Annotated in this window: 18 protein-coding genes and 1 riboswitch; of the genes, 7 read left to right on the top strand and 11 right to left on the bottom strand. The window is 44.9% G+C overall.

Annotated features, from left to right (window positions below; genetic code table 11):
- The first annotated feature begins 82 nt into the window (after positions 1–82).
- The 3 genes from mtgC (at position 83) to REC12_RS06730 (ending at position 3,250) form a co-directional block, all read left to right on the top strand.
- Positions 83–727, top strand: coding sequence for a glycine betaine-specific corrinoid protein MtgC (mtgC, locus tag REC12_RS06740; protein WP_308893070.1), 645 nt, complete (start codon positions 83–85; stop codon positions 725–727).
- A gap of 208 nt (positions 728–935) precedes the next feature.
- A complete protein-coding gene (locus REC12_RS06735; protein ID WP_308893069.1) occupies positions 936–2,438 on the top strand; it encodes a glycine betaine uptake BCCT transporter in 1,503 nt (500 codons plus the stop codon).
- A gap of 128 nt (positions 2,439–2,566) precedes the next feature.
- On the top strand, positions 2,567–3,250 hold the full coding sequence (locus REC12_RS06730; RefSeq protein WP_308893068.1) for a DUF1638 domain-containing protein: 684 nt from the start codon (positions 2,567–2,569) through the stop codon (positions 3,248–3,250).
- A 35-nt stretch (positions 3,251–3,285) separates the two neighbouring features.
- Here REC12_RS06730 and REC12_RS06725 read toward each other — a convergent pair whose 3' ends face one another.
- Both REC12_RS06725 and REC12_RS06720 read right to left on the bottom strand, forming a co-directional pair.
- The gene (locus REC12_RS06725) at positions 3,286–3,945 is read right to left on the bottom strand and encodes a cobalamin B12-binding domain-containing protein (protein WP_308893067.1); all 660 of its coding nucleotides are present in this window, start codon (positions 3,943–3,945) and stop codon (positions 3,286–3,288) included.
- Between the two features lie 10 nt (positions 3,946–3,955).
- Positions 3,956–5,233 carry a PocR ligand-binding domain-containing protein gene (locus REC12_RS06720; protein WP_308893066.1) on the bottom strand — a complete coding sequence of 426 codons (1,278 nt, stop codon included), beginning with the start codon at positions 5,231–5,233 and terminating at the stop codon, positions 3,956–3,958.
- A gap of 329 nt (positions 5,234–5,562) precedes the next feature.
- Between REC12_RS06720 and REC12_RS06715 the strand changes: the two genes are divergently transcribed.
- A complete protein-coding gene (locus REC12_RS06715) occupies positions 5,563–7,527 on the top strand; it encodes a methyl-accepting chemotaxis protein (protein WP_308893064.1) in 1,965 nt (654 codons plus the stop codon).
- Between the two features lie 212 nt (positions 7,528–7,739).
- Here REC12_RS06715 and ytaF read toward each other — a convergent pair whose 3' ends face one another.
- The 3 genes from ytaF to REC12_RS06700 form a co-directional block, all read right to left on the bottom strand.
- Complete coding sequence (gene ytaF, locus REC12_RS06710; RefSeq protein WP_308893063.1) at positions 7,740–8,372, bottom strand: sporulation membrane protein YtaF; 633 nt, start codon at positions 8,370–8,372, stop codon at positions 7,740–7,742.
- Positions 8,373–8,532: 160 nt separating this feature from the next.
- Positions 8,533–9,480 (bottom strand): helix-turn-helix transcriptional regulator, encoded by a 948-nt coding sequence (locus tag REC12_RS06705; protein WP_308893061.1) that lies wholly within the window; start codon positions 9,478–9,480, stop codon positions 8,533–8,535.
- A gap of 201 nt (positions 9,481–9,681) precedes the next feature.
- Positions 9,682–10,596: a CsxC family protein gene (locus REC12_RS06700; RefSeq protein WP_308893059.1), complete on the bottom strand. Its 915-nt coding sequence runs from the start codon at positions 10,594–10,596 to the stop codon at positions 9,682–9,684.
- Positions 10,597–10,988: 392 nt separating this feature from the next.
- Here REC12_RS06700 and sucC point away from each other — a divergent pair, with 392 nt between their 5' ends.
- Both sucC and sucD read left to right on the top strand, forming a co-directional pair.
- Entirely contained in the window at positions 10,989–12,101 is a 1,113-nt protein-coding gene (gene sucC, locus REC12_RS06695; RefSeq protein ID WP_308893057.1) for an ADP-forming succinate--CoA ligase subunit beta, read from the top strand.
- 61 nt (positions 12,102–12,162) lie between these two features.
- Positions 12,163–13,035 carry a succinate--CoA ligase subunit alpha gene (gene sucD / locus REC12_RS06690; RefSeq protein ID WP_308893055.1) on the top strand — a complete coding sequence of 291 codons (873 nt, stop codon included), beginning with the start codon at positions 12,163–12,165 and terminating at the stop codon, positions 13,033–13,035.
- Positions 13,036–13,226: 191 nt separating this feature from the next.
- Here the strand turns inward: sucD and REC12_RS06685 are convergent, their stop codons facing one another.
- A complete protein-coding gene (locus REC12_RS06685) occupies positions 13,227–13,574 on the bottom strand; it encodes a YggT family protein (protein ID WP_308893053.1) in 348 nt (115 codons plus the stop codon).
- 204 nt (positions 13,575–13,778) lie between these two features.
- Between REC12_RS06685 and cooS the strand changes: the two genes are divergently transcribed.
- Entirely contained in the window at positions 13,779–15,692 is a 1,914-nt protein-coding gene (cooS, locus tag REC12_RS06680; protein WP_308893050.1) for an anaerobic carbon-monoxide dehydrogenase catalytic subunit, read from the top strand.
- 234 nt (positions 15,693–15,926) lie between these two features.
- Here the strand turns inward: cooS and REC12_RS06675 are convergent, their stop codons facing one another.
- From REC12_RS06675 to REC12_RS06655, 5 genes are all read right to left on the bottom strand, one after another.
- Complete coding sequence (locus tag REC12_RS06675; protein ID WP_308893048.1) at positions 15,927–16,547, bottom strand: hypothetical protein; 621 nt, start codon at positions 16,545–16,547, stop codon at positions 15,927–15,929.
- 239 nt (positions 16,548–16,786) lie between these two features.
- Positions 16,787–17,710: a homoserine O-acetyltransferase MetA gene (metA, locus tag REC12_RS06670; protein WP_308893046.1), complete on the bottom strand. Its 924-nt coding sequence runs from the start codon at positions 17,708–17,710 to the stop codon at positions 16,787–16,789.
- 79 nt (positions 17,711–17,789) lie between these two features.
- Entirely contained in the window at positions 17,790–19,082 is a 1,293-nt protein-coding gene (locus REC12_RS06665; protein WP_308893044.1) for a homocysteine synthase, read from the bottom strand.
- A gap of 181 nt (positions 19,083–19,263) precedes the next feature.
- Positions 19,264–19,370, bottom strand: a riboswitch (SAM riboswitch).
- Between the two features lie 124 nt (positions 19,371–19,494).
- Positions 19,495–23,724: an acyl-CoA dehydratase activase-related protein gene (locus REC12_RS06660; protein ID WP_308893042.1), complete on the bottom strand. Its 4,230-nt coding sequence runs from the start codon at positions 23,722–23,724 to the stop codon at positions 19,495–19,497.
- Between the two features lie 51 nt (positions 23,725–23,775).
- On the bottom strand, positions 23,776–24,141 hold the full coding sequence (locus REC12_RS06655; protein ID WP_308893041.1) for an ArsR/SmtB family transcription factor: 366 nt from the start codon (positions 24,139–24,141) through the stop codon (positions 23,776–23,778).
- Positions 24,142–24,235 lie beyond the last annotated feature (94 nt).

Raw genomic sequence — 24,235 nt, 5'->3', positions numbered from 1 at the left:
TGACTGAAGTCAAAAGCAAAGAGTAAGCTTGAATTTAATATCTTATGGACAATGATAGTTTAAATAACAGGAGGAATACGTCATGCAAGAAGTTTTTGATGAATTAAAACAGGGAGTCATTGATGGAGATGAAGATATTGTCGGCGAATTGTCCCAAAAAGTAATTGATGAAAGCATCAACCCCGTGGATGCGGTGCAGCTTGGTTTAATCAAGGGAATTGAAGTTATCGGTGAAGCTTGGAAAGCCGGAGAGGCCTTTTTGCCGGATGTTATGATGTCGGCAGAGGCCATGAAAGTGGGATTAGGCTTGCTGGAACCGGAGATTGCCAAATTAGGCATGAGTGAGGGCGAAAGCAAGGGCAAGATCGTCATAGGTACCGTGGAAGGAGATATCCACGATATCGGCAAGAACATCACAGGAGCTATGTTTACGGCTGCAGGTTATAAAGTTTTTGATTTAGGGACAGATATTAAAGCCGAAGATTTTGTCTTAAAAGCTCAAGAGGTCGGCGCGGACATTATCGGGGCCAGTGCTCTGCTGACAACAACCATGATAGGGCAAAAACAACTCATCGATTATTTAAAAGAGCATAATTTGCGGGATAAATTTAAAGTGTTTGTAGGCGGCGGGCCAACCAGTCAAGTATGGGCTGACGAAATCGGGGCTGACGGCTGGGCCGAGACTGCTGATGAGGCAGTTACTCTGGCGGGACGTATGCTTGGCTAAAAAAGAAGTCCAAGAATCTCCTATCAAGCGATAGTATACTCTAGTCTTAGGGACCTTAAGAGGCTTAAAAATACTTTTTCTTTTAAAGTCCCTAAGATTTCTTTCAGTTATAACCTGATCTGAGAGCGGTTAAGTCTGGTGGCTCCACACTCCAGCTTAAATAACAAGCCAACGTTTACCTGAAGTTATGAAAGGAGTAGTGCTGTTCATGAACAATGGTAAGGGTTCAACACCAAATCGTACTGTCCTTTACGTCTCCTCAGTTATTATTTTATTGTTCGTAATCTTCGGAATGTTCGTACCAAAGGAAATGGGCAAGGTTGCCAATGCTGTGTTTGCCTTTTTGACAACTGACTTCGGATGGCTATACTTGCTGGCGGTTGCTTTTTTCACAGTGTTTGTTTATGGGATCGCCTTTAGCCGTTTTGGTCAGATTAAGCTGGGCAAAGACAACGATCAGCCCGAGTTCAGCAATTTTCAATGGTTTTCTATGTTATTCGGTGGAGGTATGGGTATCGGGCTTGTCTTTTGGTCGGTTGCCGAACCGATGATGGACTACTTGGCTCCCCCGATGGGGACTGCCGCCACCCCTGAAGCTATGCGCACCGCCATGAGAATTGTGTTTTTCCACTGGGGCATTCATCCTTGGGTTATCTTCGCCATTTGCGGTCTGGCTCTGGCTTACTTCCAATTCCGCAAAGACCTGCCTTTTTTGGTCAGTTCTGCTTTCTATCCACTGATTGGCGACAGAATTTATGGACCTATCGGTAAAGCTATCGATATCTTATCAGTGTTCGCTACAGTGTTTGGTGTGGCTACCAGTTTAGGCCTGGGGTCCAGCCAAATCGCCACCGGTATGCAGTATATCTGGGGAATAAAAGCGACGCCTGGAACTATATCGATCGTCATCGCGGTGATGACCATCCTCTTTACCTTAGCCACTATTTCCGGTCTGCATAAAGCCATGCAAATTGCCGCCAATATCAAGGTCTGGCTCTCGATCGCTTTCATGGTCTTTATCTTCTTGTTCGGAGGTACGGTTTTAATCTTAAACAACTTTACGGATTCTTTGGGCGCTTACTTGCAAAACTTTATCGGACAGACCCTATGGATGGGCAACATCGACTGGCTCAAAGGATGGACTGTGTTCTATTGGGCCTGGTGGATTGCTTGGGCTCCTTTCGTCGGACAATTCATTGCCCGCGTTTCTAAAGGGCGCACCATCCGGCAATTTGTTTTGGCAGTCACCTTACTGCCTTCCGGATTCTCCTTAATCTGGTTAGCCATTTACGGCGGCGCCGGCTTCAATCTGAACAAGATCGCCAATGGGGCCATTCAGGCTGCTGTTAAAGCGGATTATACGACGGCACTGTTCGCGACCTTGCAGCAAATGCCCATGTATGCGCTCACCGCACCTTTGGCAATCATCCTGATTGTAGCCTGCTTCGTTGCGGCTGCCGACTCGGCGACTTACGTTTTAGCCATGCTGACATCGAACGGCAACATGAACCCCGACAAGAAATTACGCAGCTTCTGGGGTATCATCCAAGGTGCTTTCACGATTATTCTGATCCTGGTTGGCGGAGGTACGGCTGCTTTATCCGTTTTACAGACAGTTTCGATTGTGGCGGCATTCCCCTTCATGCTGATCATGTTAGCCATGAGTTACAGCATTTACAAAGTCCTTCATCAAGAAAAACTTCCAGGCTAATATTAAGCAATACTCATTATTAAGAAATGGAACACCCAGGTTGTGGAGACCTGGGTGTTTTTAAAAAAGCCACTTATAACTTATAATAAGATATACAAAATCAGCTGAGGCTGCGAAGGAGGATAGAGGTGAGCATTAAGCTAATTGGTTGTCAATCAACTATGAATGAGGTTAGGGCTCTGGGAATTGGTGAAGAACTGGATTGTGAATTTCTAGATTACAGTTTCCATGCCAGACCGGATAAATTGCACGCCAAACTTCAGGAGATCATTAATCAGAGCCAAAGCTATGAGCTGATCATCCTGACCTACAGCCGCTGTTCAAATTCTGTCTTGGGGTTAGTGTCGCCCAAGGTCCCTCTTTTGCTGCCGGCAACCCACGATTGTATTGGCTTAATGCTGGGGTCGTCCGCCAGGCATATGAACTTATTTAAAGAAAATTCTCTTCGCTACTATTTTAGCCAGGGCTGGTTGGATTATGGCCGAACTCCTCTGGAAGAATACCTCGAATATAAGGATAGATACGGTGAAAAAAAAGCGCTGAAATTAATTAAAATCTTATACGGAAATTATCAAAAGGCTGTCTTTATCAGTACTCCGGGGATCAAAGATCCTGAAAGCTACCGGCAAAAGGTAAAAGAAATCGCCGACTTCTTCAAATGGGAAATAGAGGAGGTTGAAGGAGACCCTAACCTTCTTCAAGCCCTTGTCCAAGGGCTTAAGGTACCGGAAGCTATTTATGCGGAAGCCGGACAACCAATAACCTTGGAGCTATTGGCTGGAGGAAAGCCTGAAGATAAGAATAAGACCTGAAAATCAGGTTATTGATACTATTGGGGGAAAATCGCTTAAGTTTGCTTTGTATTCGAAGCCAGCAGCTTATTTAAGTTTTCTTTTAAGAAATCCCGGAATTGGAACGCATCTTCAAAGGTATAATCTGCTCCGATCTCCTTGGCAAAGGCATCTGTGATGGGCGCTCCTCCGACAATGATTTTCACACTGTTACGCAGTCCCTGAATTTCAAGTTCGGCGATTACATCTTTCATTACCGACATAGTCGTGGTTAGCAAGGCTGAAATCATTAGGATATCAGGTTTCTCCTTGCGGACAGCTCTGGCAAATTTCTTAGGCGAAACGTTAACTCCGAGGTCAATGATTTGAGCACCGGAGGACATAGCCATAGCTTTGACAATGCTGAGACCGATATCGTGCAAATCACCGGCAACCGTGCCCAAGATCATCTTCCCGAGCCCTTTTTTCGTGGGCGCAGTCAAAATAGGTTCAATCACAGAAAGTCCCGCGTGCATGGAATGGGTTGCCATCAAAACCTCCGGAACGTTCACTTTTTCATTGCGGTATTTATCCGCAATGATATTTATCCCCGTAATCAGTCCCTTTTCCAGGATGGAAGCAGCCGAATAGCCTTGGGCTAATGCTTGTTTGGTCAATTCCATGGTTTCCTCGGATTCCCCTTCGGCAATTGAATAAATGATGTCGTCAAAGATCATGATATCACTCCTAGAATAAGCTGTTCTTGTAGATTAGGGGAGTTACTCCAATATATTTTCGAAATATCTCGGCAAAATAACTCTGATTCTTGAACCCGATGGCCTTGGAGACTTGCGCCACGCTATACTCGGGTTTCTTTAAGAGTTCGACAGCCTTCTCAACCCGTACTCTCGTCAGGTAATCGTTAAACGTACAATCTAATTCTATCCTGAACAAACGCGATAAATGAGAAGGGCTGATAAAAAGGTAGTCGGCAGTAGCTTTGAGTGTTAAAGGCTTATAGTAATTTTCAATGATGAAATTGCGGGCATTGGTGACTAAACTGAGATGCTTTTTGTCCGCAAGATTAAAAATTCCCTCCAGAAATGTTGATATGACTTTGTGAACTTTAACGAAAAATTCCTCGACGCGTTCGATATTATCGATTTCGGTATTGAAATCCTTTAAGATTGCCATAGCCCGTTCCGGATCGGCTCCTCCTTCGACGGCGGCCCTGGAGGATAAGGAGGCCAGTTCAAGCACACGTACTTTGAGCGTAGTCCTTTCGCCGGCGGTTTTAGTTAAGAGGTCGGTCAACAGATCCTTCAAACAATTCTCAGCTCTGGTTTTATCACCAAGTCGTATATAACTTAAAAAACGTCGTTCTTTCTTTAAATATTTTCCGTAATCAATAAACTCGGCATTCGTATGATGCTTCTTCCTGTTCTCCAGATCGGTCTTGATTTGAAGACGTTTTTGATGATAGGCGGTTTCCTCCTCCAGAGTGTGGATGTTTCGTTTTACTAAGTGATTTACAACGACAAAAAGCATATCGGCGGCGGCTTGAGACTGCTCTGGTGAGGATATGGGAAGGGCTTTGACCTTTTGCTCCAGGGTTTTAACATCCAGATATTTAGAGTTGGATTTTTTTAATTCCCGCAGAAAGAATTCGTCGGGTTTCCACAATAATACTTGGCCGCAAATGATGCTTCCTAAAAACACGTTATTAAAGATTATCGGAACAGCCCAAATAATCATTCCGGCATGACAGCGGAAAAAATAGGGCTCATTCCATTTGGAAGCTTCTAAAATTGCCTCTTTATAAGAGGCTAAACATTTCTTTTCACTTTTAAGATTGCTGCGGACATACTGGCAAAAATCATTTCTTTCTTTATTGCCCAAAATCGCCAGGGTTTCCCCTTTTCTGTTAACAGCTTCTATGTGTAATCCCGTAGCTTTCGAGAAGCTGCCGAGGATTTCCTCCAAGTATTGCGGATCAAGGAAGGTTTCGATATTTTTCGTGGTCATTTACGTTCCCTCACTGCCTGTTTAGGATAAAGAAGACTTGATTCAGGTGGAGTTTTAACTCCATCTGAATCTTAGTCGCACTTATCCAGAGACTTAGCCGCTCTTAACTCACCGCTTGCCGAAGCGGGAGTCTTAGAGCGGATTAGTCAGCGGATAAAAGCAAAACGATGCAAGTCCCATGAAATTTATATTAATAGATAATATTTCGTCGCAACATTGTGAAAACCTCTTAAATAAGCGGAGAAATGAGAAAAATACTCTGTAAATTAGCTCTTGTCGGCAGTTTAGACCCAAGCAGTCAAGCTTGAGATTGTGAGGAGTGTTGTTGGATGGCAATAAAATCGTTGCTCATTCCCATAGTTTGTGTTCTTTTGAACGGTCTAGTTTTTTATTTGTCTAAGAGGTATCAGAATCTAAGCAGTTATGTTTTTATCATTGTCCAAATGGCAATTTTCGTTTTTGTAATTATTGGCGATCATCTGTCGTTTAAGTATCAAAAATCTCGAAATGTAGAAGCGGACGCCCTTGTCGATAAGCTGATATCCGGAGACCTTTCCAATACTCAACGAGAAATGGAGGACGGGATTCTTGAAGGGAAATTAGCAAAATACCTGAGCAGTATTCGAAAAGTTATTTCCGAAATATATGGAGTTGCTCGCATTGCGGGTAACACGGGGATATACTTAACTAAAGATATTAACAGCATATCTCAGGCGACAGAGAACATTGCCACTGCAGTGAATTATATGGCTCAGGGAAACTCTGAAGTTGCCAATTCCGTCGTGAAAGCATCGAACAACATGACGAAAATATATCAATTTGCCTTAGAGATCAAGGAACAAATAACGCTTATCCAGGAGAATTCTCAAAATACAAGACACACAGTCGACGAAGGCAATCAAGCTTTAAAGATTCAAAGCATCACTTCTTTAGAAACCATTGAATCATTTAAGCAGTTTGAAAGTGTGATCAGTCAATTAAAAAATATGGCTCATGAAATTAACCTGATCGTCGATACGATTTCCAATATATCATCCCAAATTAATCTACTTGCCCTAAATGCCGCTATTGAAGCCGCGCGCGCCGGAGAAGCAGGCAGGGGCTTTACGGTAGTTGCCAGCGAAGTGAAAAAATTAGCGGAGGATTCCAATGCTTCAGCGACGAAAGTCAGGAGTCTAATCCAAAAAGTCAATAGCAGTGTTGACAGTTCTATTGAGGTTATTAACAGCAATAAAGAAAATGTCATTAATCAGGAAAAGCATTTAAAGAATACCGAATCGGCCTTCGCGAATATTAGCGCGTCCATGAGTGTCGTGGAGGAAGAGGTTCTTAATATCTACACCAAAATCAATGATCTTACTGTTTTTACTGAGAGTGTAAACTCAGATATAGAAAGTATTTCTGCAGTCAGCCAAGAATCTGCGGCAAGTGCTGAAGAGATAAATGCCACGATGCAGGATAATGCCAATTCAATGGGGAATATAACCGAGCGCTTCAGTGAATTGACAAAGAAAATTGAAAGTATTTCCGGTCAGTTAGAGGATTATCAATATATTAAAATTGCTTACAACGAATATATTGAATCCAGTTTTCAAGTAGAAGTGCTTAAAGAAGTTATTAAACGGAAATTGAGTTTGGCTGCGGAAGGTATCTTGGTTAACAACCAGGAGATATTCAGAATGGTAGCCGAGGGCAAAGCGGATTTTACGGTTGCGCCGATGCTGCCTTCATGCCGGGGACTGGAGGAGGAATACGGAGACCGCCTGGAGAATCTTGGCTCCAATTTAGATGGCTGCCGGCTGGGAGTTGTCGTTCCTTCCTATGTCACCATTAATAGTCTTGATGAAATACAACCATATTCCCACAAATTCAGAAATAAACTCTATACACTGCAAAGGCGTACCAGTTTGGGCAGAATGGCGGGAGAACTGGCCGAGGCCTATTCCGTCAGTGGGCTTATGATTGAGTACAACGAAGAAGACGTGTTGCTGAAAGCTCTGCATAGCGCTATCAGCAACCAAGAATGGATTATTATTACAAGTTGGCAGCCCCACTATATGTTCAGTATTTACGACCTGAAGTATTTGCGTGATCCCAAACAAGTTTTCGGCAAGGAAGATCATTGCGCTACCCTCGTTAAAAAAGGCTTAAGCAAAGAAAACCCGGAATTATATGATCTTGTTAAGCATTTTAAATTGGACATGCCCCGTGTAAACAATGCTTTGCTGCAAATCAGTAAAGGCGCAAGTATCGGCGAAGAGGCCCTGCGCTATGTGAATTCTCTTAAGGTATGATTTGGAAAACCCCATAATTAAAAGAAAGCCATTTTAAATCAAAGTTCGCCAAGAGCCTTTAAAGGCTCTTTTTAGCTTTATTTATTTGTTTTTGTACAATTTGACATGAAGTATTATATATTGAATAACTATGAATGAGCACGGGCATAAGCGCTAGTGGATTAGGCTGGATGTGATGAATTCGGGAAAAGAAGAAAAAACCAGCGAAGTATTCAATTTAGCAGTTCGTAGATGCCAATAAGTATGAGCAAAGCTCCCGAGAGAGTTTGTGAATAGCGCTCAAAATGATTTGAAGCAGTTTTCCACCCGGTCCAGTATCCCAGACTAATGGACAGCATGCTAAAGAGACAAACAGAGATAGCTAAAGGTAAGGGAGCAAGTCCGGTAAGCCCGGCTCCAACTCCTGTGGCAATGCAATTGAAAGACAGGGTTAACCCCAAAGCCACTGCTTCTTTTGTAGAGATAAAGCCATTGGCGTCCATGTCGGCAAGTGAAGGGTTCTTTGTTATTTTAACGATAGTGCTTAAGGGTTTAATTGAAATCGAGTATGTTTTCATGGCGGGGATGGCCGCCGGCAGAGTATGATCTATTGTTGTCTTATGGACCGCGACCCAAATTCCGATGATAATAATCAGGCATGCTCCTAAAGTATTGGCGATTGCAATAAAATTGCTTAAAAAGTGACCGGTAAAGACTGCAAGCAGGGTAACAAGTCCTGATAAGATGGCGATAAAGAAATTGGAGAGGAAAGGAATGCGGATTTTTTGCGTTCCGTAACTGATTCCTACTCCAAAATTGTCGAGGTTTGCCGCCAGGCCTACAAGTAATGATGATATTATGTGCATTACGCTTTTCCCCCTTCTCGTGAATCCAACGATAGAATATTCAAGGGGAAAAGCTGTGGTGTTTGACTTAATAAAGATCAGGTATAAATAGATTGCATAGGCGGCAAGACAAAAGCGAGAGCAATTTAACAGCTCTCGCTCTTGGTTTCCAAGAGGTCTTTTATACTTGGGCAATGATCTGTCCTATACTGGATAGGTCATATCCTCCAATCCCTAACACTTCATTTTGAAAAGCGGGGGATTTCAGGATACTTATTAAAGCCTGGAAATGAGGACGCTCGAAGTCCTCTTGACGAATTACCAAATCGTAACGTTCCTTTTTCAAAGGAATAAAATCCAGATCATTAACTTGCATCGCGACTTTCTCGATTCCTAAACCAACGTCCGCTTCCGCCCGCGCAACTTTACTGGCAATTGCCAGATGAGTCATCTCCTCATCGTAATACCCGAGAATATCCTGGTGGCGGATTTTCAAGATCCTCAGTTGTTCATCCAATAATACCCTTGCCCCGGACCCTACTTCGCGGTTGACAAAGCGAACACCCGGTTTGGTTAAGTCATTCCAAGTAAGGATGCTTTTGGGGTTGCCTTTAGCCACATAAAAACCCTCAACTCGAAAAAGCAGATTGATTATATAAGTTGAATGTCCCGGCAAGATCCTTCGCACATAAGGAATGTTATAGTCGTCCGTATCACTGTCCCACAAATGGACAGCGACAACATTGGCAAGCCCGCGATAGAGGGACATGAGGCCATCAATGCTCCCTATGTAGCGTCTTAGGAAGCGAACGTGGGGGAACTGTTTCTCCAGATAACGGGTCAAGATATCCAGAACAATATCCTGCCCGCAGATAACTAAAGCCGCTTCGGACTCCCCTTGATGAAATGAACCTATAGATTGGGCAGGGGGTGTGTGCGAAGATACGGGGGAATGCAGTCCTTTTAATTTTTGTTTATAACTTTCAATGTCGGCTCCTTCAACACGGACTTTGCGCCCAATATGATAGGCCTTTAACTCGCCACGCTTGATAATTTCATAAACCGTAAACCTGGAAATCTTGAGGATTTTGGCGACTTCTTCGGGGGTATAGGAAACATCATTAGACATAATTAACCGCACCCACCCCTTGTCCTAAATTCTTTTAAAGAATGGCCTTTATTGTAGTATGTACAAGGTTATTTTTATATAGACCATTATAGCATAATGCATAACAAAAATAGCATCCCATATCGCGGTAACTGTTAACACGATATAGGATGCCTATAAAAGCCATAAGATGTTAGGCGGTTAATCTTGCTATCTTGTTAGCTATTTCATAAGGCATTTCAGTAATTTTGCCAGCGCCGCGAAAATAGGATTGGGGCAGCAGGGATTCTTAATGGGCTGATCTTGACTTTGACAAGTGCAATGCACAGGCGGAGGGTTAAATTCATTTGGGAAGGTTACCCGAAGCTGAAGCAAAATGACCATCTTTTCCTGTACAGTTCTAAAAATACCTTCTTCAAAGGGGCCATTTGCCATAGATACGCGGTCGAGTGGATCATTCATGTCCTGGATCTGACTGTAGATGAGCTCATAGTTGGGCAACGAATTATAGAACTCTTGGCTTACTGCGTTGAATTCGGTCATGTCGCCCGACATTAATTTGTCCTTTGTCGAGAAGCCAAGCGGAAGGGGTGTTGTGCTGGAAAATTCATATTCCTGCTGTCCGCTGAAGCGGGTGGGAGATATTCCATGGAGATTGCCAAGATCAACGACACAGGTGAAAGGCAGATCTATGACAAAGTCTTTTATAGAGCCTTCAACTGTGTTTACAGTTTGTCGTGCCGGTTCGGAATACTGAATGTCTTTGCGGACGAAACCTCCCAGGAATAATTTCGGAGTGTCATGAGGAATACACGGCGCAGGCGGAGGAGAATTAAAAAAGCGGCATTGTGTCAATTTTAGATTTTTCCTGATCATTTTAATTTCCAGTGCATTGGACGGCAATGTGAAAATCGATTCGGCAGGAATTGACACAGTAACTATAAGTGTGCGCGGGGCAACTTTTCTCAATTCCAGAGGGGCGCACATTGGGAGAGTTGACGAACTGGGGAGAACCGGATTGGGTGTGACCGGATTCGGCTGAGGAGAAACTGGAGTTGGAGGCATGGCCGAAACCCAAGCCGGAGTAAACGTTGAGCATTGAATCCACTCATGTGGACAACAGTTGCGATCTGTCATTATTTCTCTTCCCTCTCTTCAGATAAAATATGATCCTTGTCCTAAGTTAGTCTACGTTCAAACCAGCGTTTTTGTGCAAATGATCTGGGCAAGCAGTAAAATTTTTAGAATCCCATTACATCGAATCTCCGCTAAATCGATACGGCAGAAACGAGGAGAGGGATTTCAGGTGCATATTTTAGAAAATTAAATATTTTGGGACAACACTTACGTTAGCGAAATCTCTCCTGTATAATATAATCAATGCTGTTTTGTATAATTTATATGCGAATATGGGAACCTCTCGCAGTCGTTTGCCAGACGAGAGGTTTTTGTACTTCGTTTAGGAGTACAGGGAAAAGCTATTGTAAAACCTAGGTAGTAACTAACAAGTTGAGAGGGGAGAACTACTTGTGAAAATGTTCGAATACATGGGAAAGCAACTATTCGCAGAGTTTGGAATTCCGATTCCAAAAGGACGAATGGTTAGCAATCCAGATGAGGCTGCCCAAGCAGCGAGGGAGATAGGCGCCCCTGTTGTGGTTAAATCCCAGGTTTTGTCAGGTAAGCGGGGAAAAGCCGGAGGAATTCAGTTTGCCGATACCCCGGAGGAAGTAAGAGCAGCAGCCCGGGAATTGTTTGGGATGACGATACAGGGTTTGCCGGTAAGCCATGTCCTTGTGGAAGAAAAGCTTCAAATTGATAAAGAATTGTATTTATCCCTCACAGTTGACGCGTCAGCGAAAAAGCCTGTGCTCATTGCCTCTTCCCATGGTGGTATGGATATTGAAGAGGTAGATGAAGAACATATTATTAAACAACATATTGATGTGGAACTAGGGATGCAAAAATTTATCGCCAGTGATGTTGTTCGAAAAATGGGTATTGCCTTGAACGGCCCACAAGGCAAAGAGTTGATCAAGATTATTACAGGCCTATATAAACTTTTCGTTGAAAAAGATGCCGAACTTGTTGAAATCAACCCCTTGGTAATCAGCGGTGACAGGGTGATTGCGGCAGATTCCAAGGTAACGATTGATGATGAGGCGCTCTATCGGCAATCGGATTTGCCGCGGGTGGAAGAACGCACTGCCGCCGAAAAAGCAGCGCATGACCTGGGGCTTTCTTTTGTGGAACTGGATGGGGACATCGGAGTTATGGCTAACGGTGCCGGGATTACTATGGGTACATTGGATACAATTGCCTATTTCGGCGGCAAATCGGCAAACTTCCTTGATGCCGGCGGCGGAACAGGCGAAGAAGGGACCGCCAAGGCTCTTGAGCTTATTTTATCAAGAAACCCCAAAGCAATCGTCATAAATATCTTTGGCGGAATTACCCGTTGCGATGACGTTGCCAGAGCCTTTGCCTCAGTCAAGAAGAACATAGGCATCCCGGTTCCGGTGGTGATTCGCTTAGTGGGAACGAACCAGGATGCGGGACGGGCCATTTTAAAGGAAGCTGGAATTGAGGCTTATGATTTCATGCAGGACGCCATTAAAAAAGCAGTTGAGCTTGCCGGATAAAGTTCGGAGCGGGAGACTTTGGCACTCGTAGATGTTGAAAAGTTAAAAGGAGGGCTGGAAAATGGCCATCATAATTGATGAAACTACGAATGTAATGGTCCAGGGAATATCCGGCAAACAGGGTATTTTCCATACAAAGCAGATGTTAGCCTATGGAACAAATATTGTGGCTGGCACTTCCCCGGGGAAAGGCGGGTCTATTCTTGAGGGTGTTCCGGTCTATGACAGTGTGCGGGCAGCTTGTGAAGAGCATAGAATTGACGCGTCGGTTATTTTTGTTCCGGCGCCTATTGCCAAGGATGCAGTCTTAGAAGCCTTAGAGGCCGGCATAAAGGTTGTTGTAGTGGTCACTGAGCATATTCCGGTGCACGATGAAATGACAATTGTCGCTTATGCTAAACGGGTTAATGCGGTTGTTATTGGTCCCAATACGTTTGGCATTGTATCTTCCGGAAAATGCAAGATAGGCATACCGCCCAATCAATTTTTTATTCCAGGCTCGGTAGGTGTTGTGGCCCGTTCAGGAACTCTGACCTACGAAATCGTCGGGAATCTGACAGCCCGGGGCATTGGACAATCCACTGTTGTAGGGATGGGAGGAGACCGGGTAGTAGGACTTACCTTTGTAGATGTCTTGAGGAAATTCGATCAAGATCCGGAAACTAAGGTGGTTGTTCTCATTGGAGAGATCGGCGGAAACGCTGAAGAAGAGGCTTCCCTGTTTATTAAAGAAATGACGAAACCAGTGGTTGCCTATATAGCCGGAAAAAGCGCACCTCCCGGCAAACGAATGGGACATGCGGGGGCAATTATCGAGCGGGGCAATGGAACTTATAAAGGCAAAGTGGAAGCTTTGACTTTAGCAGGTGCAAGGGTAGCTGAATTGCCTTTTGAAGTTCCTGAAATTGTAAAAGACATACTGGAGAAACAGTAGCTTCCGAACAATCGGAAGGGAGCATAAGCTTAGTTTAAACTCTATACATGAACTATCCCCATCAGATTGCCGAGGTCAATTTGATGGGGATTAATTTTAGAATTCAGGGGCTTTTGGCAGTCCGAAGTCCTACCGGCCGGGCGCGGTGAAACTGTAGAAGTTTTGCTGCGCCCTTGGCCTGTTTTGGGCATTTAATGTGTTTCCGTATGACGTGGAGTTCGGTTAATTTCAATCAGTTTAATCACTCCCCAGGCTAGGATAGCATAGACGATCATGGCGATGATGGTTGAGGGTTCCAGTACAGACTGAGTTTCCAGACCTTTGGTAACAGCCGATGGGAAAATTCCGGAAAAAGGAGCTAAAAACACTTGGGTTATAGAGTAGATCAGAGATACGAACGGGCTTTGGGGGTTGGCTCCCAGAAGTTTAAAGACAAGCCGAAAAGCAAATAAGACCTCGATAACCCCCAAGACATAATAGACAATTTGTTTTGCTTTAAGGTGTTCTGAGCCGGGTTTTTTGGCGGTAATTTCGTCCATGTTCATCCCTCCATAAATAGATACAGTGTTATTTTCTCAAATTCTCTGCTAACTAAACGGCAGACTGACTCTCGTAAGCCAAATTATTGGCTGTCAATCCTCAATTAACTGTCGGAAAGTATCGCCGGTTCTGTTATAGCATGTACATATTTAAGTATTCTAATGAGCAAACTTTCTTTAGCAGTTAATAAAGGAGGATAGGCCATGCCTGAAACAATCTTAGAGAAGTCAGAGGGACGGGTAAGCTATCATAATTCTGTGGAGGAAATGCTGCCTAGAATTAGAGAAGATGGAATGTCTAATGTCTTTGACCGCTGGGCTAAACAGGAAAAAATTCGCTGTAACTTTTGCTTGCAAGGTCTTAGCTGTCAGCAATGTTCAAACGGACCCTGCCGGATTAGTGAGAAGAGCGGTCAGGACAAAGGCGTTTGCGGGATCGGAGCGGACGCTATGGCGATGAGAAAGCTGCTACTGCAAAATATTATGGGTGCAGGGACATACAGTCATCACGCCTACGAAGCGTTCCGAACTCTCCGGGCAACGGGAGAAGGGAAAACCCCTTTTAAAATTGCTGATCCTGATAAATTAAAATGGATGTGTGAGACGCTTGGAATTAATGCCAATCAGGATGCTAACCAGATGGCAATTCAATTGGCGGATTTGCTTAACCGGCAAATGAACATTGGGACGGAAGAACCGAATCTCATGGTTGAGGCATTTGCCCCCAAAAAGAGAAAACAGATCTGGAGAGATCTACATATTTATCCGGCAGGTGCCGTTCATGAAGAGCAGAACGCTGTGGCAAGCTGTTTAACGAATGTTGACGGCGATTATGTTTCTCTGGCTCTCAAGGCTTTGCGCTTAGGGCTGGCTACAATTTATAATGCTCAGATCGGACTGGAAATGGTTCAGGATATCTTATTCGGTACCCCTCATCCTCACGAGGTTACCGTTGATTTGGGGATTATGGACCCGGATTACATTAACATCGTTTTTAACGGACATCAGCCTTGGGCAGGTGTTGCAACTATTCAAAAGGCCAGAACCCCTGAAATCCAGGCGAGGGCCAAGGCAGCCGGCGCCAAAGGGCTGAGAATTGTTGGTTCCATCGAAACAGGGCAGGAGTTGCTGCAAAGGTTTGAAACCGACGCTGTCTTTGTAGGGCTTATGGGGAATTGGCTCTCCATAGAGCCTCTGCTGGCGACAGGGACTGTTGATGTTTTAGCCATGGAGGAGAATTGTTCTCCGCCGGCCATTGATATGTATGCTGAAAAATACCAAGTCACTATGGTAAGTGTCAGCACGATTATTGGAGTTCCGGGTCTGGAACATAAAATACCGTATCACCCCTGTGATGTTGAAAGCATGGCGGATCAGCTTATTAATTTAAGTATCGAAAATTTTAAAAAGCGACATGGAAACATAGTTGCCAAGGTACCCCAAATCACTCAAAAAGCGATCGCGGGTTTTTCAACGGAAGCAGTTTTGGGAGTTTTAGGCAACAAGCTCGATCCGTTGGTTGATGTCATTGCCGCCGGAAAAATCAAAGGAGTTGTCGCCTTAGCCAATTGTTCCACCTTAAGAAATGGGCCCCAGGACTGGAACACTGTGAACCTAACGAAAGAACTTATTAAAAAGGATATTTTGGTTATAGCCGGAGGGTGCGGCAATCATGCCTTGGAAGTGGCGGGGCTTTGTAACCTTGAAGCTGTTAAGATGGCCGGTAAAGGCTTGGGAGAAGTATGCAGCGCTTTGAAAATCCCGCCGGTTTTGAGTTTTGGCACTTGTACGGATACGGGCAGAATCTCTATGCTGGTAACAGCACTGGCGGATCATCTGGATGTCGATGTTCCTCAACTGCCGATTGCTGTTACCGCTCCTGAATGGATGGAGCAAAAGGCCACGATTGATGGGGTGTTTGCTGTCGCTTATGGTGCCTATACTCATTTATCTCCGACTCCCTTCGTCACAGGGGCGCCTCAACTTGTAAAGCTCCTGACTCAGGATGTTGAGGGTTTAACCGGAGGAAAGATTGCTCTGGGAGATGATCCCGTGGAAGTCGCCAATAATATTGAAGCTCATATTTTAGCTAAAAGAAAAGGGTTAGGGCTAAGCTAACTAAATGACGAATAGGTGGACAGATCAGTAGAACAGTAGAAGATCTATCCACCTATTATTTTAAAGTAATTAGGTCTGTTAACCTTGACAAGACGACGGTTATGGCAAGAATTGACACTATGGCAGAGGTTTTGGGAAAAGGATAAGGCCCGCTATCCTTCGGCTGGGACATTGATGGGTCTAAATGGGAATCTTGCAAAGGATGTTTATCATTTCCTATAGATAGGGAAGGGCTTATGAAGGCGAGGGAAAGTGAGATAAGGATTCCTGGGGGTGCGGGAAATTATGTGGGCGATTGCTTTTACTTAGATATCTTAGGGATTGAGAGTTAGTGCTTGTCTCTCTGGGCTTAGGTTTGAAACTTTGCGGATGATTAATTTCTAAAGTCAGGTTTTTGGGCTTGAATAAACGTTCATCCCCTAAAGTGACGGCAATAGTGGTTTTTGTCAGGCCAAACAAAAGATGAGATACGAATGTAGCGAGTGCGTCTTGAGGCTTTACGGGGTATATTGTCGTTGCCCCAAGTTTGGAAACGACTCCGTATAGCGAGGCCCACTCTGCAGCTCCCAATCCGGCGCCTTTAATCAGAAACCTATCTTTTCCCATAAGCGTAAGCCAATATGTACAAGTTACCCCGAGTCCCACAGCAATCATATTGTCGGCAAGGATTCCCACGGCTCTACCGTATGGGGATGCAACCTTGGATTTTTTTAAAAAAATTCCCGCAGCAGTTGTATAACCATTCGTTTTCGTGAAGCCGATTCTATTAAACAGTTGTTCCGCCATTAATTTAGCTAAATTCCCTCCGAGGCCCGATATGGTGCCTAACCAAAACCTGTCATTTATCTTTCTCAAAATTATCACCTCGTATTTCTAAACGTAGCTTGCCCGGCTTTAAGAGAACTATTACGTTAAAATTTGCTAGAATAAAGTTTTTAAACGAAGAGAAGTTTTCTGGCGAGAACAGATTTTAGGTATAACACTGCGGCTTTCGGGGGTTCGCAGTGTTGTTTTTGGGAAAAGAAAAGGGAACTTGCTCCACGAACCGGAATTCGTCTTGCAATTCCCTTTTTCTTTATAGTGCAGATGGCAATTTAGCGGCCGCCTAAATCATACGGTGTTTCCTGGTAGACATAATAATTCAACCAATTTTGAAAAAGTAAATTCGTATGAGATCGCCACTTATGGACCGGGGTTTTTGTGGGGTCGTTGTTGGGAAAATAGTTTTTAGGGAGTGCAATGAGCAGACCTTTGGCGAGATCACGCTCGTATTCTTCTTTGAGGGTCAATGTATCGTATTCAGAGTGCCCGGAAACAAACACCTGACGGCCATCTTTGGAAACCGCGATATAGACCCCGGCTTCGTCAGACTCGGACAAAATTTCCAACTCCGGATGCTTGAGGAGATCACTGCGTTTAATTTCCGTATGGCGGGAATGGGGAACATAAAATTCGTCGTCGAAACCTCGCAGGAGCTGAGAACCATTGAGGCCGCTTTTATTGACATCGTGTTTGAAAATGCCAAAAATCTTTGCCGTTAAAGGGTATTTGGGGATACCATAGTGATAATACAGGCCGGCTTGGGAACCCCAGCAGATGTGAAAGGTAGAGGTGACGTGGTTTTTGGTCCACTCCATAATGGCCTGAAGATCATTCCAATAGGTAACCTCTTCAAATTCCAGGTGCTCCACAGGTGCCCCGGTGATAATCATACCGTCATATTTGTGATGCTTGATGTCATTAAAGCTTTGGTAAAAAGCATCTAAATGTTCCTGAGAGGTGTTTTTGGAAAGATGGCTTTCAATACGCAAAAGAGTGATTTCAACCTGTAAAGGAGAATTTCCGAGCAGTCTCAACAGTTGGGTTTCAGTGGTCTCTTTGCGGGGCATAAGGTTGAGAATCACAATTTTAAGAGGGCGGATATCCTGGTGATAGGCGCGCTCGTCTCCCATGACAAAAATGTTTTCACGGTTAAGTATCTCCATAGCGGGTAAATGTTCGGGGATTTTAATAGGCATTGCAACTAACCACCTTTGCGAGGCACGAGGCTCAAGACGCGAAGTGTAAAGCGTTGCTCAAGCCTGAGCGTGATACCTCTTAGCTTTTTTGACTGGCGTGTAGGGCTTGATCTAAATCGTAAAGAAGGTCTTCGATCGTCTCCAAACCAATGGAGAGGCGGATCATATCGGGTGAGATCCCGGCAGCGCGTTGGGATTCTTCGTCAAGCTGCTGATGCGTGGTGCTTGCCGGGTGAATGACCAGGGATTTGGCATCTCCGACGTTGGCTAAATGCGAGAATAATTTCAGAGCGTTAATGAATTTTGCTCCTTCTGCAAGGCCCCCTTTGACTCCGAAGGTAAAAATCGCCCCGGAACCTTTAGGCAAATACTGTTGAGCCAGAGAGTGATAAGGACTGTCAGGCAGGCTGGGGTAATTAACCCAGGTCACAAACTCATGGCTGCTTAGAAATTCTGCCGCCTTTTGAGTGTTAGCGACGTGTCTGTCCATACGGAGAGGGAGAGTTTCCAAACCTTGTAAAAACAAGAAAGAGTTAAAAGGAGAGAGAGCTGCTCCGGTGTCGCGCAGCAGAGACACCCTGGCCTTTGTGATAAAGGCTGCCTTACCGCAGGCCTCAGTATAGACGATACCATGGTAGCTGGGATCGGGTTCGCTCAGTCCGGGGAATTTACCGTTGTTCCAATCGAAATTCCCGGAGTCGACAATGACTCCTCCGATCGAGGTTCCATGCCCGCCAATAAATTTGGTGGCGGAATGAACAACGATATCGGCGCCATGTTCAATAGGCCGGCATAAATAAGGGGAGGCAAAGGTGTTGTCGACAATCAGAGGGAGGTTGTTTTCGTGAGCAATATCGGTCAGTTTCGCCAGGTCGGCAATGTTGATCTGAGGATTGCCGATGGTTTCAGTATAGAAGGCTTTGGTGCGCGAGGTGATTTTAGAACGGAATTCTTCCGGTTTGTCAACGTTCACAAAGTGGACTTTGATTCCCAATTTGGCAAAGGTATAGGCAAACAACGTGTAGGTGCCGCCATAGAGGGAGCCTGAAGCGATGATTTCATCTCCTGCCTGGGCAATATTGAGGATAGCATAAGTGATTGCCGCTTGCCCTGAGGATGTTGCCAGTGCTCCCACTCCGCCTTCCAGGAGGGCCAGGCGCTGCTCAAAAACATCTTGGGTAGGGTTCATAATCCGTGAATAGATGTTGCCGGGTTCTTTTAAGGAAAAGAGATTGGCCGCATGCTCAGTGTCGTTGAAAACAAAGGATGATGTCTGATATATCGGTACGGCACGGGCGTTGGTTGCCGAGTCCGGGTTCTGTCCTCCATGCAAAGAAATAGTTTCAAATCCTAACCGACGTTCTTCAGTCATTGTCAATTCCTCCCTTTACTATTGTTTTTTTTGAGCTGATGCCTTTGCCCATGCTCAGCACAGGCAGGTGATCTTAAAGCAACTTTGGTTTTGGCAGGCTGCCTAAGCTTCGGTTGGAGTCTCGACGGTAAATAAAAACGACCGCTTCAGAGAAGCGGTCGTTGCATTATTTAACACGCTACTCTCATCTTTCAGAACCTAGGGTTCTGTAGGAATTAGCACCTCATAGCTTAAGCTATAGGTTGCCGGGCATCATAGGGCCAGTCCCTCCGCCGCTCTTGATAAGAGAAATTAATATATAATTGTCTCACCTGGATTATAGCTACTATAAAACAAAGTGGGGTCTGTGTCAAGCCGGAAAATAGTGGTTGCTCTCGTTTTAGCTTTTGGCTTAAATTTAAGGATATGGTTTTTAGGAATTATCCATGGCTACGGACAACATCAGTTTGATCCGATTGAGCTGATTGACCTCACTTGCTCCGGGATCATAGTCAATAGGGGCGATGTTTGCCGCCGGGTAAGAGCGGCGAATCTCCCGAACCATACCTTTCCCTGTGATATGATTCGGCAAACAGGCAAAAGGCTGCAGGCAGACAATGTTGTTGACCCCGCTGCGAATCAATTCGACCATCTCTCCTGTGAGGAACCAGCCTTCGCCTGACTGGTTGGAAAGTGAGAGGTGATTGCGGGCATACTTAGCAATCTCTTCGATAGCTTTGGGAGGAGTGAAGCGCTTACTGGCTTTTAAGGCTTCTTTCATTTCGCGCCGGTAAGATTCAATCCTGCTGATAGTAAAGTTTCCGGAAACCATGCTCCAAAATTTGCCTGACAACTGCTCATATTTGATGCGGTTGTCAAAGGCACCGTATAAAAGAAAGTCTGCCAGGTCGGGGACAACAGCCTCAGCGCCTTCGGTTTCCAACAGCTCCACAATATTATTGTTTGCTGTGGGGTGAAACTTGACGAGGATTTCTCCCACGACGCCAACCTTAGGTTTGATCCAATCTTCGTGAATAGGAAGGCTGTCGAAATCCGCAACGATCCCACGAACATTTTGAACAAAGTCTCTCCGTTTGCCGGCCTTCAGGGACTCCTGGCATTGTTTGACCCACTTGTCGTACAAATTATTAGCCGAACCAGGAATAAGTTCATAAGGCCGTACTTTGTAGAGGACACGCATCAGAAGGTCTCCATAAACCAGGCCTTGCATAAGTTTTCTAAAGACGGTCAGAGTAATTTTAAAGCCCGGATTTTGTTCTAAGCTTGAGGAGCTGCCCGTGTTTAAAGCAACAACGGGGACATGTTCCAGATGAGCATCCGCTAAAGCTTTACGGATGAAAGCGATATAATTTGTGGCCCGGCATCCCCCACCGGTTTGAGAGATGATCACGGAGGTGTTGTTTAAATCATAGTTGCCCGACCCTAAAGCCTTCATAATCTGCCCGACGACAATAATAGCCGGGTAGCAGGCGTCGTTGTGGACGTATTTCAGGCCTTCGTCAATGGCGGATTTATCAACCGAGGGTAAAATCTCCAAACGATAGCCTGCCGTTTCGAAGCCGGTCTGGAGAAACTGAAAGTGAATAGGGGACATCTGCGGAACTAAAAGGGTATGAGTTTCTTTCATTTCTTTGGTAAAGATTACCCGGGGGCGTTTAGTGATGAGTCTTTGCGGGGTAACATTTCGTTTATCACGTTCCCGAATGGCGGCGATTAAAGAACGCACGCGGATTCTGGCGGCCCCTAAATTGTTGATTTCATCGATCTTTAAAACGGTATAAATTTTCCCGTAGGCTTCGAGGATTTCTTTAACCTGGTCTGTGGTAACAGCGTCCAGGCCGCAGCCGAAAGAGGTCAGTTGGATTAAGTCCAGGGACTCCTGCTGGGCGGCATAGCTCGCCGCCGCATACAATCTGGTGTGGTAAACCCATTGATCCACAATCCGAAGAGGCCGTTCAACTTGGCCCAAATGGTTAATAGAGTCTTCTGACAAGACTGCAAAACCGTAGGCTTGAATCATTTCCGGTATCCCGTGATTGATTTCCGGATCAATGTGATAGGGTCTTCCGCCTAAGACAATACCCTTAATTTGGCGGTCTGCGATATAGTGAAGGGCTTCTTCACCCTTTTTTTGGATATCCCTGTGGTAGTTATCTAATTCGGCGTAAGCTTTTTCCATCGCTTTGAGGATTTCAGCCTTGGGGATTCCTTCCGGGGCCAACTCCTCAATTAAGCGTTTGCCCATTCTGCGAGGGTTGTCAATGGGCAGGAAAGGGTGGTAGAAAGTTATATTGGGAGTTCGGAGAATGTCCATGTTGGCATTAATTGTTTCCGGGTAAGACGTGACGACAGGGCAATTGTAGTGATTATTGGCTTGGGGATCTTCAGTGCGATTGTAGGGAATACACGGGTAAAAAAGTTTAGTTACCCCTTTTTTCACTAAATCCGCAAGATGGCCATGGGCCAGCTTAGCGGGGTAGCAAGCGGATTCCGAGGGGATTGTATCCATGCCCAGCTCGTAAAGCTGTTTTGAAGATCGGCCCGAAAGAATGACGCGATAGTTCAATTCCGTAAAAAAAGTGAACCAGAAGGGGTAATCTTCATAAATGTTCAAAACCCTGGGAATTCCGATGGTCCCTCTCACGGCCTGAGCCGGAGCTAAGGGGACGTAATTAAATACCCTTTTATATTTATAGGCAAAAAGGTTAGGAATTTCAGACGTTACGATGGTTTTGCCTTCTCCCCGTTCGCAGCGGTTTCCGGAGAAAAATTCATTGCCGTTGGAAAAGCGCCGAATTGTAACAAGGCAGTTGTTCCCACATAATCCGCAGCGCTTCATAGTGGTTTCTGAAGAGAGTTCCTGAAGCTCCTCTAGAGGAAGGAGGGTTGTTTGATGACCGGTCACAAAACGTTCTTTAGCGAGTAAAGCAGCTCCAAAAGCGCCCATAATTCCGGCGATATCCGGACGTACGACGTCGCGCTGGGCAAGTTGCTCAAGGGCTCTAAGGACTGTGTCGTTATAGAATGTTCCCCCTTGGACAACAATCTTTTTCCCAAGCTCATCAGCGTTCCTCAAGCGGATTACCTTGAACAGGGCGTTTTTAATGACGGAAATGGAAATACCGGCCGAGATATCGCTGACCTCTGCGCCTTCTTTCTGAACCTGTTTGACTTTCGAGTTCATAAAAACGGTGCAGCGTGTCCCCAGATCGACGGGATGTTTTGATTCCAGTCCAATCTGGGCAAATTCCTGGACACTCATATTAAGGGATTGAGCAAAGGTTTCCACAAAAGAACCGCATCCCGAAGAACAGGCTTCATTTAAAGTAATGGATTCAATGACTCCGTTGCGAATGACTAAGCTTTTCATATCCTGACCGCCGATATCCAAAACAAAATCAACGCCCGGCAGGAAAAAGTTTGCGGCTGCGTAATGGGCTACGGTTTCGATTTCACCGATATCGGCTTTTAGTGCGGCTTTGATAAGATGTTCTCCATAGCCGGTAACCGTCGAATTGATGATGGCAATGTTGGCATTGAGCTTTCCGTAGAGAGCCTTAAGGGCTTCTATAGTTGATTCCAGAGGATTTCCCTGATTGCTGCCGTAAAAGGAATAAAGCAAGCTCCCCTCATCATCAATCAGGGCTAGTTTCGTTGTCGTTGATCCGGCGTCGATGCCTAAATAGGCATTTCCCGCATAGCTTTCTAAATCCACGCGTTTGACCTGGTGCTGAGCATGCCTCTTTTTAAAAGACTCATAGTCTTCGCTGTCTTTAAATAAGGGCTTGAGATCCAGATTATCCTCATTGTTGATTTTATAAATCATGGGGGCGCGCTCATAAAGGCACTCTTGGGTAAAAGGTTTCTGTTCGCGGGAAGAAAGGGCGGCGCCAATGGCCACAAAAAATTGAGAGTCCTCGGGAAAAATGATGCCGTTCTCATCAAGCTTAAGGGTTTCAATAAAGCGTTTTCTCAGCTCGGAGAGGAAAAATAAGGGACCGCCTAAAAAAGCCACGTTTCCCGTAATGGGGCGTCCTTGAGCCAAACCGCTGATCGTCTGGTTAACGACGGCCTGCAGGACGGAAACTGCAATGTCTTCTTTGGCAGCTCCTTCATTGAGCAGCGGCTGAATGTCAGTTTTGGCAAAAACTCCGCAACGTGACGCAATGGGATAAATAGTATGATAGTTTTTGGCCAGTTCATTCAAACCTTGAGCGTCTGTTTGCAAGAGAGAGGCCATCTGGTCGATAAAGGCTCCGGTTCCCCCGGCGCAAGTTCCATTCATTCGCTGCTCAAGGGAGTCTCCAAAATAGGTAACCTTAGCATCCTCGCCCCCAAGTTCTATGGCGGCATCGGTTTTGGGAATGACAATTTTAATGGCATTGGAGCAAGCCATAACTTCTTGAATAAAGGGAACGTCTAATGTTTGAGAAATGTTATACCCTCCGGAGCCCGTGACCATTAAGGTCAAAGGATGTCCCTGGAGAATGGCTTTGGCATCCTCAAGCATCATAACAACGGTATTACGGATATTGGAAAAATGTCTTAAATAGTTTTTATAAACTATCGTCCGGTTCTCTAATACCACAAGTTTTACAGTTGTAGAACCTACATCAAGTCCAATATTTAAAACTCTACTCATCTTCATCCTCCACTGGATATATTGTGCAAAATTATTCTACATTAAAGGCTGTTATCTTGGGAGGTGGGTGCAATGGTTGAGCGCTTCCTCCAAGATGATTTTTACGTGCTCATCGTGGATACAATAGCGTACGAGCTTACCTTCTTTGTGAGAACGGGCTAGTCCCAAATTTTTAAGTAGGCGCAAGTGGTGAGAAGCCGCTGAGACCGTTAAATCGGTAACCTGCGCAAGATCGCAAACGCAAAGATTGGGTTCTTGCAGTAAGGCATAAATTATCTTTACCCGCGTTTCATCTGCAAGAGCTTTGAATATAGGGGTCACGCCCTCCATCTGAATAAGAGAGTGAGTTAATTCATTTAAACGTCGCTGGGGAATGTGACAATCTACACTACAGAAATGATTATCAAGATGATTCAAAGCGATTTCCCCTTTTTTATTTATCTAATAAACATTATAATGATTGTTTGAATGTTTGTAAACAGGCTTTTAAAAAGCTTTACAGCAATTCTTT

This window comes from Candidatus Desulfosporosinus nitrosoreducens, assembly GCF_030954495.1.
In the GTDB taxonomy this organism is placed as follows: domain Bacteria; phylum Bacillota; class Desulfitobacteriia; order Desulfitobacteriales; family Desulfitobacteriaceae; genus Desulfosporosinus; species Desulfosporosinus nitrosoreducens.
The sequence above is the reverse complement of the archived record's forward strand: the minus strand, read 5'-3'. Positions and strand labels throughout refer to the sequence as shown.

What these genes read in the sequence shown, in the direction of transcription:
- mtgC (WP_308893070.1), top strand. Translation starts at nt 83, where the DNA reads ATGCAAGAAGTTTTTGATGAATTAAAACAGGGAGTCATTGATGGAGAT.
- REC12_RS06735 (WP_308893069.1), top strand. Translation starts at nt 936, where the DNA reads ATGAACAATGGTAAGGGTTCAACACCAAATCGTACTGTCCTTTACGTC.
- REC12_RS06725 (WP_308893067.1), bottom strand. Translation starts at nt 3,945, where the DNA reads ATGATCTTTGACGACATCATTTATTCAATTGCCGAAGGGGAATCCGAG.
- REC12_RS06720 (WP_308893066.1), bottom strand. Translation starts at nt 5,233, where the DNA reads ATGACCACGAAAAATATCGAAACCTTCCTTGATCCGCAATACTTGGAG.
- REC12_RS06715 (WP_308893064.1), top strand. Translation starts at nt 5,563, where the DNA reads ATGGCAATAAAATCGTTGCTCATTCCCATAGTTTGTGTTCTTTTGAAC.
- ytaF (WP_308893063.1), bottom strand. Translation starts at nt 8,372, where the DNA reads ATGCACATAATATCATCATTACTTGTAGGCCTGGCGGCAAACCTCGAC.
- REC12_RS06705 (WP_308893061.1), bottom strand. Translation starts at nt 9,480, where the DNA reads ATGTCTAATGATGTTTCCTATACCCCCGAAGAAGTCGCCAAAATCCTC.
- REC12_RS06700 (WP_308893059.1), bottom strand. Translation starts at nt 10,596, where the DNA reads ATGACAGATCGCAACTGTTGTCCACATGAGTGGATTCAATGCTCAACG.
- sucD (WP_308893055.1), top strand. Translation starts at nt 12,163, where the DNA reads ATGGCCATCATAATTGATGAAACTACGAATGTAATGGTCCAGGGAATA.
- REC12_RS06685 (WP_308893053.1), bottom strand. Translation starts at nt 13,574, where the DNA reads ATGGACGAAATTACCGCCAAAAAACCCGGCTCAGAACACCTTAAAGCA.
- cooS (WP_308893050.1), top strand. Translation starts at nt 13,779, where the DNA reads ATGCCTGAAACAATCTTAGAGAAGTCAGAGGGACGGGTAAGCTATCAT.
- metA (WP_308893046.1), bottom strand. Translation starts at nt 17,710, where the DNA reads ATGCCTATTAAAATCCCCGAACATTTACCCGCTATGGAGATACTTAAC.
- REC12_RS06665 (WP_308893044.1), bottom strand. Translation starts at nt 19,082, where the DNA reads ATGACTGAAGAACGTCGGTTAGGATTTGAAACTATTTCTTTGCATGGA.
- REC12_RS06660 (WP_308893042.1), bottom strand. Translation starts at nt 23,724, where the DNA reads ATGAGTAGAGTTTTAAATATTGGACTTGATGTAGGTTCTACAACTGTA.